Raw genomic sequence first — 24,367 nt, forward strand, 5'->3', positions numbered from 1 at the left:
CCATGTCGTCACTCGGGGGATTGCCGGTTGGAAACCTTTTCGACTCGCCGCAGCGTCCAGCAGGCACTTGCCGATTGGCGCGCGCAAGGGCGCCTCGGCGCCGACGCGCTGCGCACGGCATGGACACCCACGCTGCCCGATCGCGCTGCCTGGCATGGCTGGCTTGATCGCGCGCTGATGATCCTTGGCACGGCCTTGCTCTGTGCCGGCGTCATTGTCTTCTTCGCCTACAACTGGGCGGAACTCCACAAGTTCGCAAAATTCGGCTTGCTCGCGGCGCTGCTCAGCGTACTGGCGGCGGTGGCATATGTGCGCCCGTCCGGCGATCTGGCCGGCCACGCGGCACTGGCCGGCGCGCAGATCGTGTCCGGCATGCTGTTGGCGGTGATCGGGCAGACGTACCAGACCGGGGCCGATGCGTGGCAGCTGTTTTCGCTGTGGGCGTTGCTGGCGGCGCCATGGGCGCTGGCCGCGCGCGCCGCGCCGCACTGGTGGATCGTGCTGGTGGTCGCCAACGTCGCGTTGCTGCGCTACTGCAGTGTCCGGCTTGGCGTGGGCGCAATGATCGACCTGCTGTTCTCGGCGCCGCAGGCGCGCGACACGATGACATTCCTGCTCGGCGCGTCGCTCTTGCAACTCGCAGTGTGGTTTGGACTTGCCCGCTACGCCAGCCACCTCGGATTCCGCGGCATGACCGGCCCGCGTCTGATCGGCACGCTGGTCTGCGCATATGCGGGATGGCTTGGCGTGATGAGCATGCTGTCCCGGAATTTCGCGCCGATCGGCTGGCTGACCGGTGCGGCGGCATTGGTCGGACTGATCGTCTGGTTCCGCTGGCGCGCATTCGATATCGTCGTGCTCAGCCTGGCCTGCCTGACGGGCATCGGACTGGTCGTCGTGGCGGCGGGGCGATGGCTGGCCGATCGGGATGGTGGATTCGGCGCGTTCCTGTTACTGGCGATGATCACGATCGGACTGGCCGTGGTGGCGGCCACATGGCTGTTGCGCGCATGGCGCGCGGCAGGGGAGCGTGCGGCATGAATCGCGACCGTATCGAAAGAACGCTGTGGAGCCAGTTGAGCGCGCGCGGCGCGGTGAGCGGGGACTACGTTGCCACGCAGCGCGTGCCGTGGCCGATCCGCCTGCTGATGGGCGGCGCAGGCTGGCTTGGCGCCCTGTTCTTCCAGCTGTTTCTGGTCGGCACCGTGTTTGTGTCCATGCGCGAGAATGGCGTGGCGATGGCGGTGACCGGCATCGTCATGATTGGCATCGCGATGCTGCTATTCCGCGTCAAGGCAAAGGAAAGCGGCCGCATCGCGATGGGCCAGTTCGCGCTGGCCATGAGCCTGGGCGGCCAGGGCATGCTGGTGGTCGGCGTGGGGGAAGTGATCGGGGCCAACCGGCTCGTGGATACCGCGCCGTTCTGGATGGGCGTGGCGCTGCTGGAGGCCGTGCTGTTCCTGCTGGTGCCCGATCGGCTGCATCGCTTCATCGCTGCACTGGGGATGTGGTCGGCGCTCGCACTGGCGGTGTGCATCGGCCTGGGCGATCTGGTCGCGCCACGCTGGACGGCGATTCCGGTGGCCCTCGGCGTTCTGGTTGCCGTGGCGCTCGCCATGGTGCTGACATTCGCGCTGCAGGAGGCAGCCGCAGCGGCGTCGGGCCGTCACGCGATGTGGGAGCCGGCGGCCGACGCCACGCTGCTGTTCGCCGTGGCTGGCGCGCTGATCGTCACGGCGTTTGCGCATCCGGTGGATCTGCTCTTTGGCACCGCCACGGCGCGGCCCGCGCCCGGTTTCTGGCTCGCCGGCGCGTTGATCGGTGCGGAGCTGGCTGCGCTGGTGCTGATCGAATGCAAGCGGTTGGCGTGCGATCCGCGCGTCAGCGCGTCGGTATTGGCCGTCGCGCTGGCCTTCGGCGCATTGATGGTGTACGCGCCGGCGGTGAGCGCCGGTGTGCTGGCAATGGCCGTGGCGTTACGGCGTGGGTCGTTGCCATGGCTGGGCCTGGCCATCGGCACCGTGCTGATCGGCTTTGTGTGGTACTACGGCACGCTGCATTGGACGCTGCTGGCAAAGTCCGCCACGTTGGCGGGCGCCGGCGTATTGCTGTTGATGGCGCGCGCGCTGGCCATCGCAATGTCGCGCAAGGAGTCCGTTGCATGAAGCGCTGGATCATTGTTGCCTGGCTGCTGAGCATCGGCATCGCCGCGGCCGGCATCGTCGACAAGGAGCGCCTGCTGGCCAGAGGCGATACGGTGTACCTGCGCCTGGCCCCGGTCGATCCCCGCTCGCTGATGCAGGGCGACTACATGGCGCTGAATTTTGCCATCGGCATGGAGATCACGGCCGCGTACGGGCGGCAGGCGAAGGCGCCCTCGCGCGAGGCGGTGGTCGTGATCCGTCTCGATGCGCGCGGCGAAGGCACTCTCGCACGCTTGCCGCAAGGGGAGCCGCTGGCCGCCGACGAACACCTGCTGCGCGTGCAGTCCGTGCCATCGCGCTGGGGCGGAACGTTGGTGCAGGTCTCCACCGATGCGTGGTTCTTCCAGGAGGGGCAGGCCGATCGCTACGCGCACGCGCGATACGGCGAATTCCGGGTCGACGCGGACGGGCGGGCATTGCTGGTGGGATTACGCGACGATCAGTTGCGCCCGCTCTGAGCCGCTGCGGATGCGTCCTCGCTGGGCGCGTCCCGTCCGAGCGACCAAGCGGCGCGCGGCATGCATTCGCGCTCATCCGGGTCGATGAGCGATCCTACAACCGAGTCCACGACCGCGCGCGGCGGCGAACAACGAAACGCGGCGCGCGCGCATTACCATCGCCACGACATTCCCGCGCGGAACGCCAGCCCGTCGCGCCCGCTGCCGAACGCGTGCTGGTATTTCAGATCGGTGAACAGATGCGCGGCTTTTGTCATCTGCAGCGTCACGCCTGCGCCGGCTTGCCACCAGTTTCGCGCCAGATCGGGCCGCAGCGATGCGTCGGCCATCGACACCACCGGCAGCGGCGTGAAGTCGCGCAGCACATCGACCGTCATGTAGGGCCGGAAATGACCGGCTTCGGGGTTGTCGACCTCCCCGTCGCGAAACAGCCGCAGCCCAAGCCGACCCCGCACCGCATTGTCGTTGCCGCCGGACACCTGCGAGATGGCGTCCCCAAAGCTGCTCGCATGCAGAAACTGGTAGGCGATCTGCAGTTGCGGTTCCAGCCGCCAGATGTTGCCAATGGGTAGGGGCTTGCCCGTCTCGGCGGACACGGTGACGCCGTAGCCGTTCTGGCGCGCCTGCGTCGCATAGACGTCCTGGTATTGATGCTCGAAGTAGTTGAATTCGCCCGCGAGGTCCACGTACGTGCCGTCGCCAAGATAGTGCGTGTAGTAGCCGCCATGGCTGATCGCGCTGGTGGAAATCGATCCCGTCGATGCGCCAAGGCCAACGCGTGTGCGCGGTGCGTACGAAGTACTGGTATCGATGCTGCCCAGGCGCAGCGTCACGCCGGCCTGGCTGCCGCTGCCGTCCGGGCGCGCGCGGCGAAACACATCCACGCCGCCCTGCATGGAGAACATGGTGCTGTTGTAGCTGGCGCCGCCGCCACGCTGGTCGAGCGTTTGCACGGCGGCACGCGCCCAGCCCCTGCGGGTCGATGTCGATGCGTTGCCTTCCGCAATGGCGATGGCGGCGTCGCCGACGCGCTCGTGCACGGTGCCGAGGGTCGCGAATCCGAACTCGCGCATCAGCGCGGGCGCATACATGTAGCCGATGGCGGCAGGGCGGTACGAGGGTTCCGGCCGCTGGCCCGGGTTTGCAAAGTTGGTGCGCAGGAAATAGTCGTCCGCGCCGCTCGATCCGCCGCGGAACAGGAAGTACTCGTAAGCGCCAGCCTGCAGCGGACCATTGGCGAGCTTGAACGCCACATCGGGGCTGGCAGCGCCGATATGAACCAGCCGGATGCCGTCGCCGCTGGTCAGTGCGCCCGTGCCGCCCGCGGGCTGCACCAGCAGGCGATACACGCCGCTGGCGCTGGCGCCGACACGCAGTTCATCAGCTTGTGTGCCCGCGCCGCCTTCGTTAAGCACGGCGTTGAGCACCAGCGTGCTGCCGCGGGCATCCGCGGCGAACAGGCCGCTCGAATTCGCCCTGCGTAGCGTGCCGACCGAAAGGGTCTTGAAGCCGTTGACGGCGGGCGGCGCAAAGGTCAGTGTGCCGCCGGCAAGCGTCAGCGCCGATGCGGCCGACGCGCGCGTCACGTTCCATTCGGATCCCGATCCGAGGGTCACGTCGCCGAGATTAGTGCCGCCGCCAGTCCATGCCGAACCGGCGTCCAGCGTGACGGACAGTCTGCCGGCGCCCGTCACGTCCCCGGCCAGGCGCGATCCAGCCGTGGCCGACAGCGCGAGGACGCTGCCCGCGTCGAGATCGGCCAGCACGCCGTTGTTGTCGGTCATCGTTACGCCGGACAGGTTCAGTACGCCGCTGCCGTTGCGCGCCGCCAGCGTCGTGCCGGATGAGGCGAATGACGTATCTGTGGCGCTCAGGCTGATGGGTGCGCCGCCGTGGATCATCAACGCCACGCTGTCCGGCGATTCGGCGCGAACGCTCGACCCCCGCAGTGTCATCGTGCCGCCGTCTTCGAGCATGACGCCATGCGCGGCGTTCCCCTGGGTGTTCAGTCGCGCGCTGTCTGCCAGCCCATAGCTGCCGACGCCGGTCACGTACATCGCCGATGATCCCGCGCCGCTGGTGATCACGGCTGCATTGCCCACTTCTACCCCGCCGCCCGATTCGGCAAACAAGCCGTGCGACTGGCTGCCGAGCGTGGAGATGCCCGCGCCTTGCGACACCAGTTGGCTGCCCGCGTCGATCGCGTGAAACCCCGCCGCGTTCGCGCCGCGGGTCTGCACCAGGCCGTTGACCAGCAGCAATCTGCCGCCGGTTTCGGCGCGCGCGCCTTCGGCATCATCGCCGTTCGTTACTGCGACGATCTGGGTGCCCAGCAACACATCGGCGGTGCTACGGGAGAACAGCGCGTGGGCGCGCAAGCCGCTGGTGCGGATTTCCACCCGGCCTTCGCGGCCATCGATCGCCAGCCGCGACGTTCCCACGCCGGCCGGTTGCGCGAACGCGCCGTAGGAATCGTCGCCCACCGTCGTGATCGTGCTGGCGCCGATCACCAGCACATCGGCGCCATTCTCGGACACCACACCCGTCGCGCCCGTCGTCGAGCGCGCGCCGCTCATGTGGATTGTGACGTCGCGCGCCACCAGCACCGACTCCACGCCGTTGGCGGCCACGCCGTATGCGCCGGTCCCTGACATATTCACATTTACGCCGGTCAGCTGGACCGCACCGCCTGTGGTCGCTTGCGCGCCGACCTGTCGATCGCCGACGCTGCCGTCGATGGTGGTGTTGGCGAGGCTGACCGACGATCCGCTGCGCGCCACGGCGCCGCGCGAATTGGCGCCCGTGATGGCGATGCTAGCGCCGTCCACGGTTACCGACGATTTCGAATCGGCCTCGATGCCGTAGGCTTCGGCGCCGCCAGTGCGCAACTGCAGGCCGCCCGCGGTGGCGACGATCACGCCTGCGCCGGTGGCATAGAACGCGTGCCCGAAGGCCAGAGCGACCGTGCCGGTATCGTAAGTCTGGTTGGCGGGCACGATCGCCGTGCAGCCGTCCGCGCGCAACTGGTTGGGCGATCCGAGCGAGCACGGCTGCGCCGGCATGCTCCACGCCATGCACAGCAACAGCGCGAGCAAGTACCAGCGCGCCTGGCGACATGGAGACCCACTCGGCCTGCGAACGCCGTCCTGCATTGGCCTGCTCCTCGTTCACAAATCGAAACGAGCATAGGCGTCGCGCAGGCGACAAACTAGTGACGCGCCAGCTTCTGGCAACGTCGAAGCACGCCTTGCATTCAGGCGCCGATCAGTGTCTGCGGGCTGACGTCGAGACAAAAAAAGCCCGGCGTTTGCCGGGCTTTTTCGTGGGGAGCGAAGAGGCTTAGACGTTGAACAAGAAGTTCATCACGTCGCCGTCGTGGACCACGTATTCCTTGCCTTCGGCGCGCATCTTGCCAGCTTCCTTCGCGCCGTTTTCGCCCTTGAAGGCGATGTAGTCGTCGTAGGCGATGGTCTGCGCGCGGATGAAGCCGCGTTCGAAATCGGTGTGGATCACACCGGCGGCCTTCGGCGCGGTGTCGCCGACGTGGATCGTCCAGGCGCGCACTTCCTTCACGCCAGCGGTGAAATAGGTCTGCAGGCCCAGCAACTTGAAGCCGGCGCGGATCACGCGGTCGAGGCCCGGTTCTTCCATGCCCAGGTCGGCCAGGAATTCGGCCTTGTCGGCATCGTCAAGGTCGGCGATCTCGGCCTCGATGGCGGCGCACACCGCAACCACCGGCGAGCCGGTCGTCTTGGCGTATTCGCGCACGGCGTCCAGGTGCGGATTGTTCTCGAAGCCGTCTTCGCGTACGTTGGCCACGTACATGGTCGGCTTGGCCGTGATCAGGCAGAACGGGCGCAGTGCTTCCCATTCTTCGGGCGCCAGATCCAGCGTGCGCACCGCCTTGGCCTGGTCCAGCACGGCTTGCGCCTTTTCCAGCACGGCCACCAGGCGCTGCGCTTCCTTGTCGCCGGCGCGGGCCGGCTTGACGTAGCGCGCCAGCGCCTTCTCGACGGTGGCCAGGTCGGCCAGCGCCAGTTCGGTGTTGATGACTTCGATGTCCGACAGCGGATCGACCTTGCCGGCCACGTGGATCACGTTGTCATCCTCGAAGCAGCGCACCACGTGCGTGATGGCATCGGTTTCGCGGATGTTGGCGAGGAACTGGTTGCCCAGGCCTTCACCCTTGGACGCCCCGGCGACCAGGCCGGCGATATCGACGAATTCAACTGTTGCCGGCAGGATGCGCTCGGGCTTGACGATCTCGGCCAGCTTGGCAAGCCTCGGATCCGGCACTTCCACCACGCCCACATTGGGCTCGATGGTGCAGAACGGATAGTTTTCGGCGGCGATGCCGGCTTTCGTCAGGGCATTGAACAGCGTGGACTTGCCGACGTTGGGCAGGCCGACGATGCCGCATTTGAGGCTCATGGTGTCAGGCAGGAAATGGCGAAAGCCGTATTCTAGCGGATGGGGGCCCGCGGCCGGGGACGATTGGCGATCCGCGGGCGCGGCGCCGGCCCCGGAGTGCGGCGCTCATGACGTCGCCATCACGTCGCTATAATCCAGCCATATCCGCACTTGCCGTGCCGGCGTCTGACGCCGCCACCTTCCACATGTCGTCAAAATCTACCTCCCGCTTCCAGATCGCCGTCGTCGGCGGTGGCATCGTCGGCAAGGCCTGCGCGCTGTTGCTGGCGCAGCAGGGCATGCAGGTGGCGCTCATCGCGCCGCGTCCGGTGGGCGATACCGCGCGTACCGGCGAGGACGACTGGGACAGCCGCATCTATGCGTTCTCGGCCAGTTCTCAGGCGCTGCTGGAGCGCCTGCGCGTGTGGGAGGCGCTCGATCCGGACCGCATCCAGCCGGTGCGAGACATGCGCGTGTTCGGCGATGAAAGCGCTGCGCAGACCAACCCGACCGCACATGGCGACCTGCATTTCTCGGCCTACGCGGCCGCCGTGCCGCAGCTTGCCTGGATCATCGAATCCAGCCACGTCGAACGCGTGCTCGACACCGCGCTGCGGTTTCAGCATCAGGTGCAATGGTTCGACGGCACCGCCGAGGCGCTCGAGCGCGACATGGACGGCGTCACGCTGACGCTGGGCGACGGGCAGCGCGTGCGCGCCAATTGTCTGGTCGGCGCCGACGGCGCGCGGTCGTGGGTGCGTCAGCAATGCCATATCGGAACCACGCAGCGGCGCTATCGGCAACTGGGTGTGGTGGCCAACTTTCGCTGCGAGCTGCCGCATCAGGAAACCGCATGGCAATGGTTTCTCGGCGCCCCCGAAAAACTGATGGCCGACGAGGAAGCGGCCAACGGCGAGATTCTGGCGATGCTGCCGTTGCCGGGGCAACGGGTGTCGATGGTGTGGTCCGCCGACGAAGCGCACGCGCGCGATCTGCTGGCGCTGACGCCCGAAGCGCTGGCCGCCACGGTTGGTGAACTGGCCAATGGCGCGGTGGGTCGCCATTTCGGCACTTTGCGCTGCATTACGCCCGCACAGGGCTTTCCGCTGGTGCTGCAACGCGCCGAGCAGTTCGTCCAGCCGCATGTCGCGCTGATCGGGGACGCCGCGCATGTGGTGCATCCGCTGGCGGGGCAGGGCATGAACCTGGGTTTGCGCGATGTAGTGGAACTTGGCCGCGTCATGGCCGACAAAGAGGCGTTCCGCCATGAGGGCGACCTGCGGCTGCTGCGCCGCTACGAGCGCGCGCGCGCCACGGACCTGCTCTCGCTGACCGCCGCCACCGACGGGCTGCATCGGCTGTTCTCGCTGCCGGGCACGCCCGCGCGGATGGTGCGCAACCTTGGCATGCGCGTGGTGGGCGGTCAGGGGTTGCTCAAACGGTTTCTGATCAGCCGGGCGCTCGGTTAGAGGCACAATCGGCACCGGCACGCAGGCAGCGATCACACAGGCAGCATGGAATCCAAACCGGCCGCGGCAGTGCGGTCAAACCGACCAACCACGATTTACCGATGAGATACAAGCCGGCACACTGACCGGCATATCGCTACCTGGAGTCAATATGTTTCAACTGTTCCGCCGCCGATCCACCCGCGTCGCCGCAATGGCCGCCCTGGCCAGCGGCGTGGCTGTCGCAGGATACGCGCTTCACGCGCTGGCCGCGGACGAGCCGGGTGCCGACAAGATCAAGGCGTCGATCCAGAAAATGCTGGGCGGCCGCGCCGAGGTGAAAAGCGTGACCAAGGCGCCGGTGCCGGGTCTCTACGAAGTCAATGTCGGCGGCCAACTGGTCTACGCCGATGCGACCGGGCGATACATCTTCAACGGCGAGCTGATCGACACCAAGACCAACACCAACCTGACCGAGGAACGCCTGGCCGAGATCAACAAGATCAAGTGGGCGGACCTGCCGCTGGCGCGCGCCATCAAGTGGACCAAGGGCGATGGCAGCCGCAGCGTGGCGGTGTTCTCGGACCCGAACTGCGGCTACTGCAAGAAGATCGAGCAGACCTTCCAGCAGATGGACAACATTACCGTGTACACCTTCCTGTACCCGGTGCTGTCGCCCGATTCCGGCGTCAAGGCCAAGCAGATCTGGTGTTCGGCCGATCGCACCAAGACTTGGCGCGACTGGATGCTCAACCACGTGGCGCTGGTGGGCAACGGCAGCTGCAAGACGCCGGTTGACGACAACCTGGCGCTCGGGCAGAGCCTGAACATCAACGGCACGCCGGCGGTGTTCTTCACCGACGGCACGCGGATTCCGGGCGCCGCCGACGCCGCTACGCTGGAACGCAAGCTCGCCAGCCTCAAGAAGTAAACCGCACGCCGGACCCCAACCGGCTGTCAGACGCGGCCGGCACTGTCCGGCCGCTTTTCATTTGCGCCATCGATCATCAGACCACATTCCACGGGAGACAGAACATCATGACGTTTCAGGCACTGCTGCTGACCCAGGCAGACGGCAAGACACAGGCACAGATCGCGCAACTCGACGAAAGCCAGTTGCCCGAGGACGGCAACGTGCTGGTGGCCGTCGACTATTCGACGATCAATTTCAAGGACGGACTGGCGATCACGGGGCGCTCGCCGGTGGTGCGCAAATGGCCGATGGTGGCCGGCATCGACGGCGCGGGCACGGTCCTCGATTCGAGCGATCCGCGCTGGAAAACGGGCGATCGCGTGGTGCTCAACGGCTATGGCGTGGGCGAGACGCATTGGGGTTGCCTTGCGCAGCGCGCAAAGCTCAAGGGCGACTGGCTGGTGAAGCTGCCCGACGCATTCACTACGCGACAGGCCATGGCGATCGGCACGGCCGGCTACACGGCGATGCTGTCGGTACTGGCGCTGGAGCGCGGCGGCGTCAACGGCCCCGTGCGCCCCGATGACGGCGACGTGCTGGTGACCGGCGCGTCCGGCGGCGTCGGCACGGTGGCTATCGCGCTGCTGTCCAAGCTTGGCTATCGCGTGACCGCCTCCACGGGCAAAACGGCGGAGGCCGATTTCCTGCGGGCGCTGGGCGCGACCGACGTGATCGATCGCGCGGAGCTGAGTGCTCCGGGCAAGCCGTTGCAGAAGGAACGCTGGGCGGCAGTGGTCGATTCGGTCGGATCTCACACGCTGGTCAATGCATGTGCCCAGGTGCGCTACGGCGGCGTGGTCACCGCATGCGGCCTGGCGCAGGGCATGGATTTTCCGGCGTCGATGGCGCCGTTCATCCTGCGCGGCGTGACGCTGGCCGGCATCGACAGCGTGATGGCGGCGATGCCGTTGCGCCAGACCGCGTGGAATCGCCTGGCGCAGGATCTCGCGCCGGACCGCCTGCAGGCCATCACGCGCGAGATCCGGCTGGCCGAGGCCATCGATGCCGGCCACCGGATCATGGAGGGCGGCATGCGCGGGCGCGTGGTGGTGGATGTGAACGCCTGACAGCGAGCCACTGCCGAGCCTGCGACTGTGGGGCGAGAGCCTGCGATTGTCGCGGGCTCCGGCGCGCCTGCCTGGCGTCGTTCCGGCGACCATGCAGTCCAACGGTCCAGCGTTTCGCCGATCCACCGATCCGCGGATCGTCGCACTGCGGACGCTGTTTCAAAACGTGACGCTACAATCGTGGCCATGACGCCGATCCGCTACGCCATCGCCCCGCTTCAACCGGAAGCCCATCTGTTTGCCGTTACCGTGACGGTGGACATTCCCGATCCCGCTGGTCAGGTCTTCACGCTACCGGCGTGGATTCCGGGCAGCTACATGATTCGCGACTTCGCCCGCAATATCGTGCGCATCCGCGCCGATGCCGGCGACGTGCGCGTGCCGCTGACCAAGCTCGACAAGCAAACCTGGCAGGCGGCGGCCTTGCCGCTGGGAGCCGGTCCGCTGACGCTGTCGTACGAGGTCTACGCGTGGGACCTGTCCGTGCGCAGCGCGCATCTGGACACCACGCACGCCTTCTACAACGGCAGTTCGGTATTCCTGCGCGTGGTGGGCCAGGATGACCTGCCCTGCACGGTCGATATCCATCCTCCCGCCGGCCAGGCCTATGCGGACTGGCGCGTGGCCACCGCGCTGCCCGAGGCGCGCGGACCGGGCGGCGCGCGCCGCCATGGTTTCGGCCGCTACCAGGCCGCGGACTACGACGAACTGATCGACCATCCGGTCGAGATGGGCACGTTCGCGCTGGCCAGCTTCCGCGCTTGCGGCGTGCAGCACGACGTGGTGTTCACGGGCAAGGTGCCGCAACTCGATCTGGCGCGCATCTGTCGCGATCTGAAACAGATTTGCGAAGCGCAGATTCGGCTGTTCGAACCGCGCACCGAACGCGCGCCGTTTCTGGACAGCAATCGCCGCTATGTGTTCATGACGATGGTGACGACCGACGGCTACGGCGGTCTCGAACATCGCGCCAGCACCGCGCTGATGTGCGCGCGAAACGATCTGCCGGTGCGCGGCAACCCCGAAACCAGCGAAGGCTATCGCACGTTCCTCGGACTGTGCAGCCACGAATATTTCCATACCTGGAATGTCAAGCGCATCAAGCCGGCCGCGTATGTGCCGTACCGGCTCGAGCAGGAAACCTATTCGCCGCTGCTGTGGCTGTTCGAAGGCTTCACCAGCTATTACGACGACCTGATCCTGGTGCGCACGGGGCTGGTCACCGAGCAGCAATACGTCGACATGCTCGCCAAGACGTGGAACGGCGTGCTGCGTGGCAACGGCCGCACCAAGCAGAGCGTGGCCGAAAGCGCGTTCGATGCGTGGACCAAGTATTACCGCCAGGACGAAAACGCGCCCAACGCCATCGTCAGCTATTACACCAAGGGATCGCTGGTGGCGCTGGCGCTGGACCTGACGATCCGCGAAAAGACCCGCGGCCGCAAATCGCTCGATGACATCATGCGCGCGCTGTGGCAGCGCTACGGGCGCGATTTCTACGCGCCTGGCGCGGTGCAGCGCGGCGTTACCGAGGCCGAGATTTACGCGCTGTTCGACGAGATCACCGGCCTGCGGCTTGGCGGCCTGCTGCGCGCGCTGACCGAAGGCACCGGCGAGATCCAGTTGGCGCCGTTGTTCCGCGCCTTTGGCATCGCCGCGCAGCCGCAGAAGCCGGCCGTCGGCGCGGCGCTTGGCATCAAGTCGCGCACCGAAGATGGCTGGGTGCGCGTCACCCAGGTGCTGGACGGCGGCGCGGGCCAGGCGGCCGGGCTGTCCGCCGGCGACCTGCTGGCTGCGGTGGACGGCCTGCGCGTGGCGCCGGGCCAGCTCGACAAATTGCTGGCGCGCTATCGGCCGGGCGATTCGGTCGAACTGCACGTCTTCCGCCGCGACGAGCTGCAAATTCTGACGGTCACACTGGCGCGCGAGCCGGCCATGCAGTACAAGGTGGTAGTGGAGGCGGGCAAGCATGCGGGACGATCGCGCTGGCTGGGCCAGTAATCTGATTGTCACGATGTCGTGGCGCGCGTCGCCACGGCATCACCCCAACCGCTTCGGCTACTGACTGCCTCATGGAATACGCGCACGATCCCCGCACGTTCCTTTTCTCGCACTACATCTACCGTGGCCTGCGCTCGGCCACCGGTGTCATCGGCACCACGCTGGTGGCCATGCAGTTCATGGATCTGCCGAGCGCCATGGTGGTTTCGGTGGGCGCGTTGTGCACCAGCCTGATGGATCTGCCCAGCCCGCTGAACCACAAGTTCAACGAGATGCTGGCCAGCGTGCTGCTGTGCACGGCCATCACCGCCTTCGTGGCGCTGGCCACGCCGTTCCCGCGGGTCATGCCGTTCGTGCTGGTGCTGGTCACGTTCCTGGCGGGCATGCTGACCGTGTACGGCAACAAGACCATGCCGCTGCAGTTCTCGATGTTGTTCGTCATGACACTGACGGTCAACGAGGACTTCGTGGTGCGCAAAGCCATGGAGCATGCGTTCCAGTTTGGCGTCGGCGGCTTTGGCTATCTGGTCTATGCGATGGCCGTCAGCTGGATCATGGAACGGCGCACGCGCCAGCAGGTGCTGGCCGAATCGCTCTACGAGATGGCTGCCTATCTCGAGATCAAGGCGGCGTTCTACGATGCCGGCACCGACTACGACGAGCAGTTCAACCGGCTGGTGCGCCAGCAGATGGTGGTGGCCGAGCGCCAGCAGGCCGCGCGCGACATGGTGCTGCGCGCCAACAAGACGCGCCACGACGGGCTGCTCATGCGCGTGCACCTGCGCATGCTCGATCTCTACGAATATCTGCTGTCGACCAATACAGACTATGCGCTATTGCGCCAGACGTTCGGCGGCACACCGGTGCTGGACGAACTGCGCAAGCTGGTGCTGGGGCTTTGCAAGGACCTCGAGGAAATCGCCTTCGACGTGACGCGTGGCCGGCCGTCCTACAGCGCGTTCGACTACGGCCCGCACCTGCGCGCGGTGGAAAACGAAATCGCGCAGTTGCGCCATCACCATGTATCGCCAGCGGCGATGACGGCGCTCGGCGACACGCTCGAGATGATTCGCGGCGCGATCACGCTGGTGGGGCAATTGCACGAGGCCTCGCGCACGCCGGTGGAACCCGCGCAGATTCTGCCGGGTCTCGATTTCACGCCGTTCCTGACGCGCCAGAAGTATGAACTCCGCGTGCTGCGCGAGAGCATGCACTGGCGCTCGCCCGCGTTCCGGTTCGCGTTGCGCATCACGATGGCGGTCGCTGTCGGCCTGTGGGTAGGCGATCACCTGCCGTATGCGTCGCACAGCTACTGGATCCTGCTGACCATCGTGGTGATCCTGAAGCCCAACTTCAGCATGACCAAGCAGCGCTACAACGATCGCCTGATCGGCACGCTGATCGGCTGCATCATCAGCGTCGCCGTGCTGCGCTGGATCCACAATCCGCTGGTGCTGCTCGGCGTGCTCTATGTGGCGCTGGTCTGCAGCGCCGCGTTCTCCACGATCAAGTACCGCTACACCGCCATCGCCGCCTGCGTGCAGGTGCTGATCCAGATTAACCTGCTGTTGCCGGGCAGCCAGACCGTGGTGGGCGAGCGGCTCGTCGACACGGTGATCGGCGGCATCATCGCGTCGATTTTCAGCTTTGTGCTGCCCAGTTGGGAATACCGCGCGATTCCGCGCCTGGTGGAAAACGTGCTGCAGGCCAATCGCAAGTACATCTCCGCCACGCGCGATCTGCTGCTGCGCAAGACGCCGGACGACTTCGCCTATCGCATCCAGCGCAAGCAGTTCATGGACAATCTGTCGGCGCTGATTTCGTCGTCGCAGCGCATGCTCGACGAACCGCGCAGCCGGCATCGGGCGGTGGACAACCTGAGCCGCTTCATCGTGCAGAACTATCTGGTGGCGGCCCACGTTGCGGCAGCGCGCATCCAGGTGCGCGAACACTATGGCGAACTGGATATCCCGGCTGCCGAAACCGCCATCGAGCAGGCCACGACGGCGGCCTTGCGGTCGTTGAACCTGGCAAGCGAGCGGCTGGCCGGCGAGGAACGGCACGGGCCGCGCGGCGCGGGCTTTGTCCGCACACCGGTGGAAGCGGCCGTGGCGGGCGTCGACCTGGGGCAAGGCGAGCCAGCCAGGACTGTGTCGGAAGACGACGCCAACGAGCGCCGCGCACGCATTGCCGATTCGGCGGACCGGCGCAAGGCCGACGTGCTGACGCAGGCGGCCGCGGCCGGGGAAATCGGCGTCAATGAACCGCTGCAGAAGACCCAGGAACAGCATGCGACGTCGACGGCAAGCTCGTCGGGGCGCGCGGCCAATGCGCTGCTGGAACGACGCTTGCGCGCGTTGCGCGAGGATGCCGCGAAGATCGCGCTGCGCACCGGCGCGATCGGACGCGCCATCCGCGCGCCGATGAAGCGCTGAGGCCGCTCTGACTGCGCGTGGCTAGCCCTCGCGCGCAGGCGGCTGTGTGGCGTCGGGCGCGGCGCCTTCCAGCTCGGGCAAGGTCAGCATGCCGCTGTTGTACGAATAGCCGTAGACCTCGCCATAGCGTCCCCAGTCGATCGCAATCTTCAGGACCCGCTCGGCTTCGTCCGGTTTCAGGAAGGCGGCCATCTCGCGCAGCACGGATTCCTCGCCCACCTGGCCGTCTTCGCTCTGTTCCAGTTTGCGTCGGATGTGCGCCGCAAGCGCCACGTGCGCCAGCAATTGCTTGCCAAACAGCACCTTGCGCTCGGTCGGCTCGGTTTCGTAATAGCTGCGGCCCAGCGCCGTGGCCGTGATGTCGCCGCGCTCGATGGTGGCCAGTCCCAGCAACTGCATGGCCTCGCAGGCCGGCAGCAGTTCGTCGTCGGTGAGGCCGGCTTCGTTTGCCAGGTGCGGCAGATCGGCGCGGCCGAAGAACGGCGATTCGTGCAGCAGGTCGAGCACCGCTTCCATTTGGCTGATGTCGGCTTCGGGCAGGCGATAGCCGATTTCCCGCGCGGCCACCATCGCGGGGACGCGCAGGCCGGTGGCGGCGGGCGACGTCATCAATGTGTAGACCTCGTCGATCAGCGCGCGCACCTGCGCGTCGTCGCGATTGCGCGGCCGCGGGAACGGCACGCGCACTTCAGCGCGCACGCGCCCCGGATCGCTGGAAAGGATAACGATGCGGTCGGCCATCATCACCGCTTCCTCGATGTTGTGCGACACGATCAGGATGCTGCGGATATGCGCGCGCCCCGATTCCCACAGGTCCAGCATTTCGTCGCGCAGCGTCTCGCCGGTCAGCACGTCGAGCGCGGAAAACGCCTCGTCCATCAGCAGCAGGTCCGGCCGCGTCACCAGGGCCCGCGCGATGCCCACGCGCTGGCGCATGCCGCCGGATAGCTCGCGCGGCAGCGCGCTGTTGAAGCCGGACAGACCGATCATGTCGATCGCGGCCTCGGCGCGGCGCGCGCGTTCGGTCCTGGCCACGCCCTGGGCTTCCAGGCCCAGTTCGACGTTTTGCTGCACGGTCAGCCACGGAAACAGCGCGAACGACTGGAACACCATCGCGATGCCCTCCGCCGTGCCGGTCAGCCGCTGGCCGCGAAAGTGCACCTCGCCGCGGTCCGCGCTCACCAGTCCGGCCATGATGCGCAGCAGCGTCGATTTGCCCGATCCCGACTTGCCAAGCATGGCGACGATCTCGCCCTCGCGCAGCGTCAGGTCGACGCCTTCGAGCACGGCCCGGTCGGAATGGTCGGCGGTACGGAACATCTTGCCGACGCCGCGCAGATCGATCACCGGTGTGGAGTTGTCTAGCAGTGCCATCGTGTTTGCCTCAAAGCCGGGTGCGCGACTGCGCCAGATCGTAAAGACGGTTCCACAGCAACCGGTTGAAGCCCACCACGAACAGGGCCATCACGCCGATGCCCAGCGCAATGCGCGGGAAGTCGCCGCGGGCGGTCATCTCGGCGATATAGCTGCCAAGACCCGTCGCCACCAGCGTGCGGTCGCCCCAGGTCACATATTCGGACACGATACTCGCGTTCCACGAGCCGCCCGCCGCCGTGACGAGCCCGGTCAGCAGGCTCGGAAACACCGCCGGAATCAGAAAGCGCCGCCACAACAGCCAGCCCTTGAGGCCGAAGTTGCGCGCCGCCAGCCGCAGTTCGGTGGGGATGCCGGACGCACCCGCCACCACGTTGAACAGGATGTACCACTGAGTGCCGAAGATCATCAGCGGACTGAGCCAGATTTCGGGATTCAGCCCAAACTTGACGATGGCCATCACGGCGAGCGGAAACATCAGGTTGGCCGGAAACGCGGCCATGAACTGTGCGATGGGCTGCGCGATGCGGGCCACCGCGGGGTTCAGTCCGATGCGGATGCCGATCGGCACCCAGACCAGCGCGGCCAGCGCGATCAGCACGATGACGCGCACCATCGTCAGCGTGCCCAGCCACAGCACATGGGCAGCCTCGGCCCAGCCCACCTCGCTGTGGATGAAGTGAAATACGCGGTAAAGCGCCGCGAGGGCCACGAGGACGATGATCGCGTCGCGCACGCGGTCGAGCGAGGCGCTCCAGCGCGCCGGCGCGGCTGGCAACGCGACCATGCCGCGATGGCGCGCACTCCACGCCAGCGTGCGGCCGCCCAGCGCCGCCGTCCATTTCAGCAGCGCGTGAACCCAGGCCGAGCGGCGCAGCAGATCGAGCAGCCAGGACTGCGGCACCGCGTCCTGCGCCAGCGTCTCGAAACGGAAGCGGTCGGCCCACGCCACCAGCGGACGGAACAGGAACTGGTCGTAGACCACGATGCCGACCAGCATCGCCACGATGGCCCAGCCGATTGCCGCGAGATCCTGTTGCTGGATGGCCAGCGCGATGTACGAGCCGATGCCGGGCAGGCGGATATCGTGCCCGGACACCGAGATGGCCTCCGACGCCACCACGAAGAACCAGCCGCCGGACATCGACATCATCATGTTCCACAGCAGGCCGGGCATCGCGTACGGGACTTCCAGCCGCCAGAAGCGCTGCCATGGCGAAAGCCGGAACATGGCCGCCGCTTCCAGCAGATCGCCGGGGATTGTGCGGAACGACTGGTACAGGCTGAACGCCATGTTCCAGGCTTGCGACGTGAAAATGGCGAAGATCGCCGCGCACTCCACGCCGGCCAGCGAGCCGGGGAATAGCGCAATGAAGCCGGTGACGGTGATCGACAGGAAGCCCAGCACCGGGATCGACTGCAGGATGTCGAGCGCCGGCACCATCACCTTTTCGGCGGTGCGATTGCGCGAGGCGATCGCGGCGAAGGCGAACGAGAACACCAGCGATGCGACCAGCGCGGCAAGCATGCGGATGCTGGTGCGCATCAGGTAATACGGCAGCCACGCGATGTCGAGATGGACGTCGAGCATCTCGCCGGGCTGGTACGGCACATCCATCTGGCGCGCGGCATAGGCGACGATCACAATGGCGGCCAGGATGATTGGCAGCAGCGCGATGTCAAAGCGGTTGGGCGGCGCGGTGAGCAGCGGCCCGACGTAGCCAGGAGCGGGTTTGTTGTTGGGCGTTGGTGGCATGGCGGGGCGGGATGGGGTGCGCCAAAGGCAGCGTATGCTGGCTGCCGACTGACTGCCTAACGCCCCAGCAGGTTAGGTAGTTTACCTAGTAGGGGAGAAATGATGACGACTTCGGTGCAAACCTGGCATTTGTTCGCGCACGGCCGCGTGCAGGGCGTGGGCTATCGCGCGGCGTGCGCCGAGCGCGCCGTGGCGCTTGGTGTGGGCGGCTGGGTGCGCAACCGTGTCGACGGCACGGTGGAAGTGATGGCGAGCGGCACGAAAGCGCAGCTCGAAGCACTGCGGCAATGGATGGAGAGCGGACCGCCGGCCGCGCGCGTATCGCATGTGGACATGACGGTCGCAGCGCCTGAGTCGTTCGATCGATTCGATTGCCGGCCGACGGCCTGAGCCCCGGCTCGGCCCGACTCAGCTCGCCAGCCAGTCGATGGCCGGCTTGCCGTGGCGCTCGAGCCAGTCGTTGGCCTGGCGGAAGTGTCCGCAGCCGAGAAAGCCGCGATGCGCCGACAATGGCGACGGATGCGGCGCCTCCAGCACACAATGCGGCTTGCCTTCGAGCAGGGCCTTCTTTGCCTGCGCGTGGCTGCCCCACAGCATGAAAACGAGGTTGGGGCGCGACATCGCCAGCGCGTGGATCAGGCAATCGGTCACCGCTTCCCAGCCACGTCGGGCGTGACTGGCCGCATTGCCCTGCTCGACGGTCAGCACCGTGTTCAGCAGCAGCACTCCCTGGCGCGCCCAGCCTTCCAGGTTGCCGGACGCCCGCACCGGCTCGGCGCCGTATTCAGCACCGATTTCCTTGAAGATGTTGCGCAGGCTTGGCGGCACCTTGACGCCATTGGGTACCGAAAACGCCAGTCCATGCGCCTGCGGGATTTCCGCGCCGCCAACCACGCCCGTGCCGTGATACGGGTCTTGGCCCAGGATCACCACACGCACCGAGTCCGGCGGCGTCAGATGCAGCGCATGGAACACGGCATGGGGGAATACCGGCTTGCCCGCGGCGCGCTCGCCATCGACGAAATCGCACAGCGCGGTCCACGCGGCATTGCCAAGACAGGGTTGGAGCAACTCGCGCCATCCCGCGGGCAGCGCGTCGACCTGGGCTTGCAGCGGGGCGACGGCATTGGCATTGGCGTTGGCGTTGGCGCCCGGATTGGCGTTGGGCGGCGATTCGGTGGCGAACAGGTCGGCTTGCATCAGAGGTGGCTGGTAAGACGGTAGCCGCGTGCGGCCTTGCTGAGATCGGATGGCGTGAGCGGAGCCACATGGGCGATGCGCCGCGCGAAGGCGCGCAGCGCGGCCTGCGCAACGTCGTCGGACGCCCCGTCGCGCGGCAGCCATTCGAGTTCCAGTTCCTGGATGTGATCGGTCTTGCCGACACCCGGCGCGCTGATCGTGCCGATATCGAGCGCGGCCTCGATCCGTTCGCCGTCCTGCTCCACGATCCATGTGCGGCGCGTGAAATCGGTGCGGAACACGGGTGCGAGCCGATCGGCCAGCGGCGCCAAAACTGCGCGCGCGTCGTCGGGAAAGCGGCTCAGGTCGATCGCTTCACCGGACACTTCCATTTCCCATTCATGGCGCGCGGTCAGGCCGCCCGCGCTTTTGCCGGCCGTCTTCAGCGTCTGCAGCCAACGATCGCCCTTCTTGCGCAGGCGCAGCGCCGCGCGGGACTGTGCCAGCTTGCGCTCAGGCGTGTCGAAATACACGTTCAGCAGCGTGGTTTCGCCGCACGGCTGCCCGTTCGCGTCGAGCCATGCCGCGACGGCGGCCAGCGCCACGTCGGGCACGGACAGTTTCAGTTCAATCTCGGTTGGCATCGCGCCGCGTCAGCCGAACAGCCGCGCCAGTTCCACGCCCGGTTCCGGCGCGCGCATGAACGCTTCGCCGACCAGGAACGCGTTGACGTTGGCGTCGCGCATGCGCTGCACGTCGGCCGGGCCGAGGATGCCCGATTCGGTGACCACGAGACGGTCCGCCGGCATACGCGGCAGGAGGTTCAGCGTGTTGTCCAGCGATACCTCGAAGGTGCGCAGGTTACGGTTGTTGACGCCCACCAGCGGGGTCTTCAGGCGCAGGGCGGCGTCGAGCTCTTCCTCGTCATGCACTTCCACCAGCACATCCATGCCGAGTTCGTGCGCGCAGGCTTCGAGTTCGGCCATCAGGCCGTGATCGAGCGCGGCCACGATCAGCAGGATGCAGTCCGCGCCCCACGTGCGCGCTTCGTAGACCTGATACAGGTCCATCATGAAATCCTTGCGCAGGGCCGGAATCGGGCATGCGCCGCGGGCGCGCTTGAGATAGTCGGCGTGGCCCTGGAAGAAGTTCACATCGGTCAGCACCGACAGGCAGGCTGCGCCGTGCGAGGCGTAGCTTTCGGCGATCGCTTCGGGGATGAAGTTTTCGCGCAGCACGCCCTTGGACGGCGATGCCTTCTTGACTTCGGCAATCACACCCGCGTGGCCGGCGGCGATTTTCTCGCGCAGCGCACGCTCGAAGCCGCGCGGCGCCAGGCCGGGTTCCGTGCGCAGGCTTTCCGCCTCCGCGCGCAGGCTGGGCAGGTCGCGCTTCTTGCGCGCCGCGGCCACTTCGTCGGCCTTGACGGCCAGGATCTTTTCGAGAATGTCGGACATGGCGATTTACTTGTATTGCTGCGTGGCGCGCACGAACTGATCGAGCTTTTCGCGCGCGGCGCCGTTGGCAATGGCCTCGCGCGCGCGCTGGATGCCGTCCTCTATGGAACTGGCCACGTTGGCGGCGTAGAGCGCCGTGCCGGCGTTGAGCGCCACGATCTCCCGCGGCGTGCCGGCGACGTTGCCCAGCGCCTCGAGCAGCATTTCCTTCGATTCGGCCGCGTCGGCCACCTTCAGGCCGCGGTTGGAAATCATCGACAGGCCAAAGTCTTCCGGATGGATTTCGTACTCGCGGACCTCGCCGTCCTTGAGTTCGCCCACCAGCGTGGCGGCGCCCAGCGACACTTCGTCCATACCGTCCTTGCCGTAGACCACGATGGCATGCTGCGCGCCCAGGCGCTGCATCACGCGCACCTGGATGCCGACCAGATCGGGATGGAACACGCCCATCAGGATGTTGGGCGCGTCGGCCGGGTTGGTCAGCGGGCCGAGAATATTGAAGATCGTGCGCACGCCCATTTCCTTGCGGATCGGCGCCACGTTCTTCATGGCCGGGTGATGCGTCGGCGCAAACATGAAGCCGATGCCGGTCTGCTCGATGCACTGGCCCACCTGCTCGGGCGTCAGCATGATGTTCACGCCCAGCGCCTCGAGCACGTCGGCACTGCCCGACTTCGACGACACGCCCCGGTTGCCGTGCTTGGCAATCCTGGCGCCCGCGGCAGCGGCCACGAACATCGACGCGGTCGAGATGTTGAACGTGTGCGAGCCGTCGCCGCCGGTGCCGACGATATCGACGAAGTGTTGACGATCCTGCACCGTCACGTGATTGGCGAATTCGCGCATGACCTGCGCGGCTGCCGAAATCTCGCCGATGGTTTCCTTCTTCACGCGCAGCCCGGTCAGGATGGCCGCGGCCATGACCGGCGAGATCTGCCCCTGCATGATCTGCCGCATCAGGTGCAGCATTTCGTCGTGAAAGATCTCGCGGTGTTCGATGCAGCGCGTCAGCGCTTCCTGGGGCGTGATGGACATAGCGGTTGGTTCGGTAGTGGGGGCGGCGAACGCGGAAAATTCGGCCCGCCTCATCGCGGCGCCTTGATGAAGTTGGCCAGCAGCGCGTGGCCGTGTTCGGACAGGATCGATTCCGGATGGAACTGCACGCCTTCCACATTCAGCGTCTTGTGGCGCACGCCCATGATCTCGCCGTCCGGCGTCCAGGCCGTGACTTCCAGGCAATCGGGCAGCGTTTCGCGCTCGATAGCCAGCGAATGATAGCGCGTCACGTCGAAGTGTTTCGGCAGTCCGGCAAACACGCCTTCCTGGGTGGTTTCGATCGTGCTGACCTTGCCGTGCATCACCTGCTTGGCGCGGATCACCTTGCCGCCAAACGCTTCGCCGATGGCCTGGTGGCCCAGGCAGACGCCCAGCAGCGGCACCTTGCCGGCGAAATGCTTGAGCACGTCCACCGAGATCCCGGCCTCACGCGGGCTGCAGGGGCCGGGCGAGACGCAGATGTGATCGGGATTGAGCGCTTCGATCTGTTCGACGGTGATTTCGTCGTTGCGATAGGTGCGCACGTCGGCGCCCAGTTCGCCAAAGTACTGCACGAGGTTGTAGGTGAACGAGTCGTAGTTGTCGATCATCAGCAGCATGTCATCTCTCCCGGGGGCTCAGAGGTCGGCGTCCAGGCCGTCCTGGACCTGTTCGGCGGCGCGGATCACGGCGCGCGCCTTCGCCTCGGTTTCCCTCCATTCGGCTTCGGGGTCCGAGTCCGCCACGATGCCGGCCGCGGCCTGCACATAGAGATTGCCGTCCTTGATCACGCCGGTGCGGATGGCAATGGCCAGATCCATTTCGCCGCCAAACGACAGGTAACCGACCGCGCCGCCATAGATGCCGCGCTTGCGCGGTTCGAGCTCGTCGATGATTTCCATCGCACGCACCTTGGGCGCGCCCGACAGCGTCCCGGCCGGGAACGTGGCGCGCAGTACGTCGAGATTGCTCATGCCGTCGCGCAGCGTGCCTTCCACCGAGCTGACGATGTGCTGCACGTGCGAGTATTTCTCGATCACCATCTTGTCGGTGACCTTGACCGAGCCGGTCTTGGCGATACGCCCGATGTCGTTGCGCGCCAGGTCGATCAGCATCACGTGCTCGGCGATTTCCTTCGGATCGTTGAGCAGTTCCACGGCAAGCTGCGCATCGCGTTCGGGCGTGCTGCCGCGCGGGCGCGTGCCGGCCAGCGGGCGGATCGTGACGATGTGCGCGGTTTCGGTCTCGCCGTTGTTCTGCGGCGTGCTGACCTTGCGGGTTTCCTGGCGCACCAGGATTTCGGGCGACGCGCCAACCACCTGGAAGTCGCCGAAATTGTAGAAATACATGTACGGCGACGGATTCAGCGAACGCAGCGCGCGATACAACGACAGCGGCGAATCGCGATACGGCTTGATCAGGCGCTGACCGACCTGAACCTGCATCATGTCGCCGGCCATGATGTATTCCTTGGCCTTGTGCACGGCGGTCAGGTAGTCGTCCTTGGCGAATTCGCGATAGACCTCGGTCTGCACCGACGGGCTGGTGACCGGCACATCGACAGGCTGGCGCAGCTTCATGCGCAGTTCGCGCAGGCGTTGACGCGCGCGCGGGTACGCCTCTGGCGTGGTCGGATCGGCGTAGACGATCAGGTAGAGCTTGCCGGACAGATTGTCGATCACGGCGAGTTCTTCGCACAGCAGCAACTGGATGTCGGGCAGGCCGAGGTCGTCCGGCATCTGCTTGTCGGCCAGCTTTTTCTCGATGTAGCGCACGGCGTCGTAGCCGAAGTAGCCGGCCAGGCCGCCGCAGAAACGCGGCAGTCCCGGACGCAGCGCCACCTTGAAGCGCTTCTCGAATTCCGCGATGAAATCGAGCGGGTTGCCTTCGTGGGTCTCGACGACCTTGCCGTCGGTAACCACCTCGGTGCGGCGGCCGTAGGCGCGGATCAGCGTGCGGGCGTGCAGGCCGATGAACGAATAGCGGCCGAAGCGCTCACCGCCGACCACCGATTCCAGCAGGAACGTATTTACGCCGCGCGTCTGCGACTGCGCCAGCTTCAGATACAGCGACAGCGGGGTTTCGAGATCCGCCAGCGCCTCGGCGATGATGGGGATGCGGTTGTAGCCCTGGTCGGCCAGCGATTTGAATTCCAGTTCGGTCATGTCGATCCTCGTCTTGCGGCGCCGGCCAGTCGGGTCGGTTCGGGCGGCACCGGGATGTCTCGGCAGGGGAGGGCGACAGGCTGCGTCAACCCGCCCCGGAGGGCGGACCGTGGTGCACACGACTTCGCAAAAAGCTGCGCACACGGCCGGGCGATGGCGTGTGGCGCGTTCTAGAGGCTAACCGTAGCACAGGCGCAGACAGGAGCAACCGGAACTACGGCGCTGGCGGAAGGATCTGCCGGGGAAGCCGGTCATCGGACCGGTCCGGCGGAGCTTGCGGATATCGATCCCGCAGATGACTGCAGGGCCGGATATATCGCGGCAAGCCCGTCAGGAAACTCGCGAACGCACTTTACGCCTGTTCAGAGGCGCGCCAGCGACGCCAGGGCCAAGCCTGCCGATCAC

General features: G+C 66.5%; 19 protein-coding genes. 9 read left to right on the top strand and 10 right to left on the bottom strand.

Annotated elements, in window-relative coordinates:
• Positions 1-27 precede the first annotated feature (27 nt).
• Genes AC1RKI_RS25460 through AC1RKI_RS25470 form a run of 3 tightly spaced genes read left to right on the top strand, consistent with a single transcriptional unit; the run spans position 28 to position 2,662 of the window.
• Entirely contained in the window at positions 28-1,041 is a 1,014-nt protein-coding gene (locus AC1RKI_RS25460; RefSeq protein ID WP_492798267.1) for a DUF2157 domain-containing protein, read from the top strand.
• Positions 1,038-2,165 (top strand): DUF4401 domain-containing protein, encoded by a 1,128-nt coding sequence (locus AC1RKI_RS25465; RefSeq protein ID WP_492798269.1) that lies wholly within the window; start codon positions 1,038-1,040, stop codon positions 2,163-2,165. The genes AC1RKI_RS25460 and AC1RKI_RS25465 overlap by 4 nt, the downstream gene beginning before the upstream one ends.
• Complete coding sequence (locus AC1RKI_RS25470; RefSeq protein ID WP_150980947.1) at positions 2,162-2,662, top strand: GDYXXLXY domain-containing protein; 501 nt, start codon at positions 2,162-2,164, stop codon at positions 2,660-2,662. The genes AC1RKI_RS25465 and AC1RKI_RS25470 overlap by 4 nt, the downstream gene beginning before the upstream one ends.
• A 152-nt stretch (positions 2,663-2,814) precedes the next feature.
• Here AC1RKI_RS25470 and AC1RKI_RS25475 read toward each other — a convergent pair whose 3' ends face one another.
• Together AC1RKI_RS25475 and ychF are read right to left on the bottom strand one after the other, a co-directional pair.
• Complete coding sequence (locus AC1RKI_RS25475; RefSeq protein WP_492798271.1) at positions 2,815-5,757, bottom strand: autotransporter family protein; 2,943 nt, start codon at positions 5,755-5,757, stop codon at positions 2,815-2,817.
• A gap of 244 nt (positions 5,758-6,001) precedes the next feature.
• Entirely contained in the window at positions 6,002-7,093 is a 1,092-nt protein-coding gene (ychF, locus tag AC1RKI_RS25480) for a redox-regulated ATPase YchF (RefSeq protein WP_061953260.1), read from the bottom strand.
• Between the two features lie 185 nt (positions 7,094-7,278).
• Here ychF and AC1RKI_RS25485 point away from each other — a divergent pair, with 185 nt between their 5' ends.
• The 5 genes from AC1RKI_RS25485 to AC1RKI_RS25505 all read left to right on the top strand — a co-directional run bounded on the left by AC1RKI_RS25485 (position 7,279) and on the right by AC1RKI_RS25505 (position 14,996).
• A complete protein-coding gene (locus AC1RKI_RS25485; protein WP_061953258.1) occupies positions 7,279-8,541 on the top strand; it encodes a UbiH/UbiF family hydroxylase in 1,263 nt (420 codons plus the stop codon).
• A gap of 151 nt (positions 8,542-8,692) precedes the next feature.
• Positions 8,693-9,451: a DsbC family protein gene (locus tag AC1RKI_RS25490; RefSeq protein ID WP_244786175.1), complete on the top strand. Its 759-nt coding sequence runs from the start codon at positions 8,693-8,695 to the stop codon at positions 9,449-9,451.
• Between the two features lie 107 nt (positions 9,452-9,558).
• Complete coding sequence (gene acuI / locus AC1RKI_RS25495) at positions 9,559-10,560, top strand: acrylyl-CoA reductase (NADPH) (protein WP_061953254.1); 1,002 nt, start codon at positions 9,559-9,561, stop codon at positions 10,558-10,560.
• Between the two features lie 186 nt (positions 10,561-10,746).
• Positions 10,747-12,561: a M61 family metallopeptidase gene (locus tag AC1RKI_RS25500; RefSeq protein WP_492798274.1), complete on the top strand. Its 1,815-nt coding sequence runs from the start codon at positions 10,747-10,749 to the stop codon at positions 12,559-12,561.
• Positions 12,562-12,632: 71 nt separating this feature from the next.
• Positions 12,633-14,996, top strand: a complete 2,364-nt coding sequence (locus AC1RKI_RS25505; RefSeq protein WP_492798276.1) for an FUSC family protein — start codon at positions 12,633-12,635, stop codon at positions 14,994-14,996.
• Positions 14,997-15,017: 21 nt separating this feature from the next.
• Here AC1RKI_RS25505 and AC1RKI_RS25510 read toward each other — a convergent pair whose 3' ends face one another.
• Entirely contained in the window at positions 15,018-16,370 is a 1,353-nt protein-coding gene (locus AC1RKI_RS25510; RefSeq protein ID WP_061953248.1) for an ABC transporter ATP-binding protein, read from the bottom strand.
• Positions 16,371-16,380: 10 nt separating this feature from the next.
• A complete protein-coding gene (locus AC1RKI_RS25515; protein WP_227458887.1) occupies positions 16,381-18,126 on the bottom strand; it encodes an ABC transporter permease in 1,746 nt (581 codons plus the stop codon).
• A 102-nt stretch (positions 18,127-18,228) separates the two neighbouring features.
• Between AC1RKI_RS25515 and AC1RKI_RS25520 the strand changes: the two genes are divergently transcribed.
• Positions 18,229-18,516, top strand: coding sequence for an acylphosphatase (locus tag AC1RKI_RS25520; RefSeq protein ID WP_227460080.1), 288 nt, complete (start codon positions 18,229-18,231; stop codon positions 18,514-18,516).
• A gap of 18 nt (positions 18,517-18,534) precedes the next feature.
• On the opposite strand, the gene AC1RKI_RS25525 is transcribed toward AC1RKI_RS25520, so the two are convergent.
• The 6 genes from AC1RKI_RS25525 to trpE are packed head-to-tail and all read right to left on the bottom strand — an operon-like array spanning position 18,535 to position 23,962.
• Positions 18,535-19,326 carry a uracil-DNA glycosylase gene (locus tag AC1RKI_RS25525; RefSeq protein ID WP_492798279.1) on the bottom strand — a complete coding sequence of 264 codons (792 nt, stop codon included), beginning with the start codon at positions 19,324-19,326 and terminating at the stop codon, positions 18,535-18,537.
• Positions 19,326-19,949, bottom strand: coding sequence for a CYTH domain-containing protein (locus AC1RKI_RS25530; protein ID WP_492798281.1), 624 nt, complete (start codon positions 19,947-19,949; stop codon positions 19,326-19,328). The genes AC1RKI_RS25525 and AC1RKI_RS25530 overlap by 1 nt, the downstream gene beginning before the upstream one ends.
• 9 nt (positions 19,950-19,958) lie before the next feature.
• Positions 19,959-20,762 (bottom strand): indole-3-glycerol phosphate synthase TrpC, encoded by an 804-nt coding sequence (trpC, locus tag AC1RKI_RS25535; protein ID WP_244786162.1) that lies wholly within the window; start codon positions 20,760-20,762, stop codon positions 19,959-19,961.
• Positions 20,763-20,768: 6 nt separating this feature from the next.
• Positions 20,769-21,797: an anthranilate phosphoribosyltransferase gene (trpD, locus tag AC1RKI_RS25540; RefSeq protein WP_492798282.1), complete on the bottom strand. Its 1,029-nt coding sequence runs from the start codon at positions 21,795-21,797 to the stop codon at positions 20,769-20,771.
• A gap of 50 nt (positions 21,798-21,847) precedes the next feature.
• On the bottom strand, positions 21,848-22,417 hold the full coding sequence (locus tag AC1RKI_RS25545) for an aminodeoxychorismate/anthranilate synthase component II (protein ID WP_150982618.1): 570 nt from the start codon (positions 22,415-22,417) through the stop codon (positions 21,848-21,850).
• Positions 22,418-22,435: 18 nt separating this feature from the next.
• On the bottom strand, positions 22,436-23,962 hold the full coding sequence (gene trpE / locus AC1RKI_RS25550; RefSeq protein ID WP_492798284.1) for an anthranilate synthase component I: 1,527 nt from the start codon (positions 23,960-23,962) through the stop codon (positions 22,436-22,438).
• Between the last annotated feature and the right edge of the window lie 405 nt (positions 23,963-24,367).

The organism is Cupriavidus sp. GW822-FHT06G04, assembly GCF_058799075.1.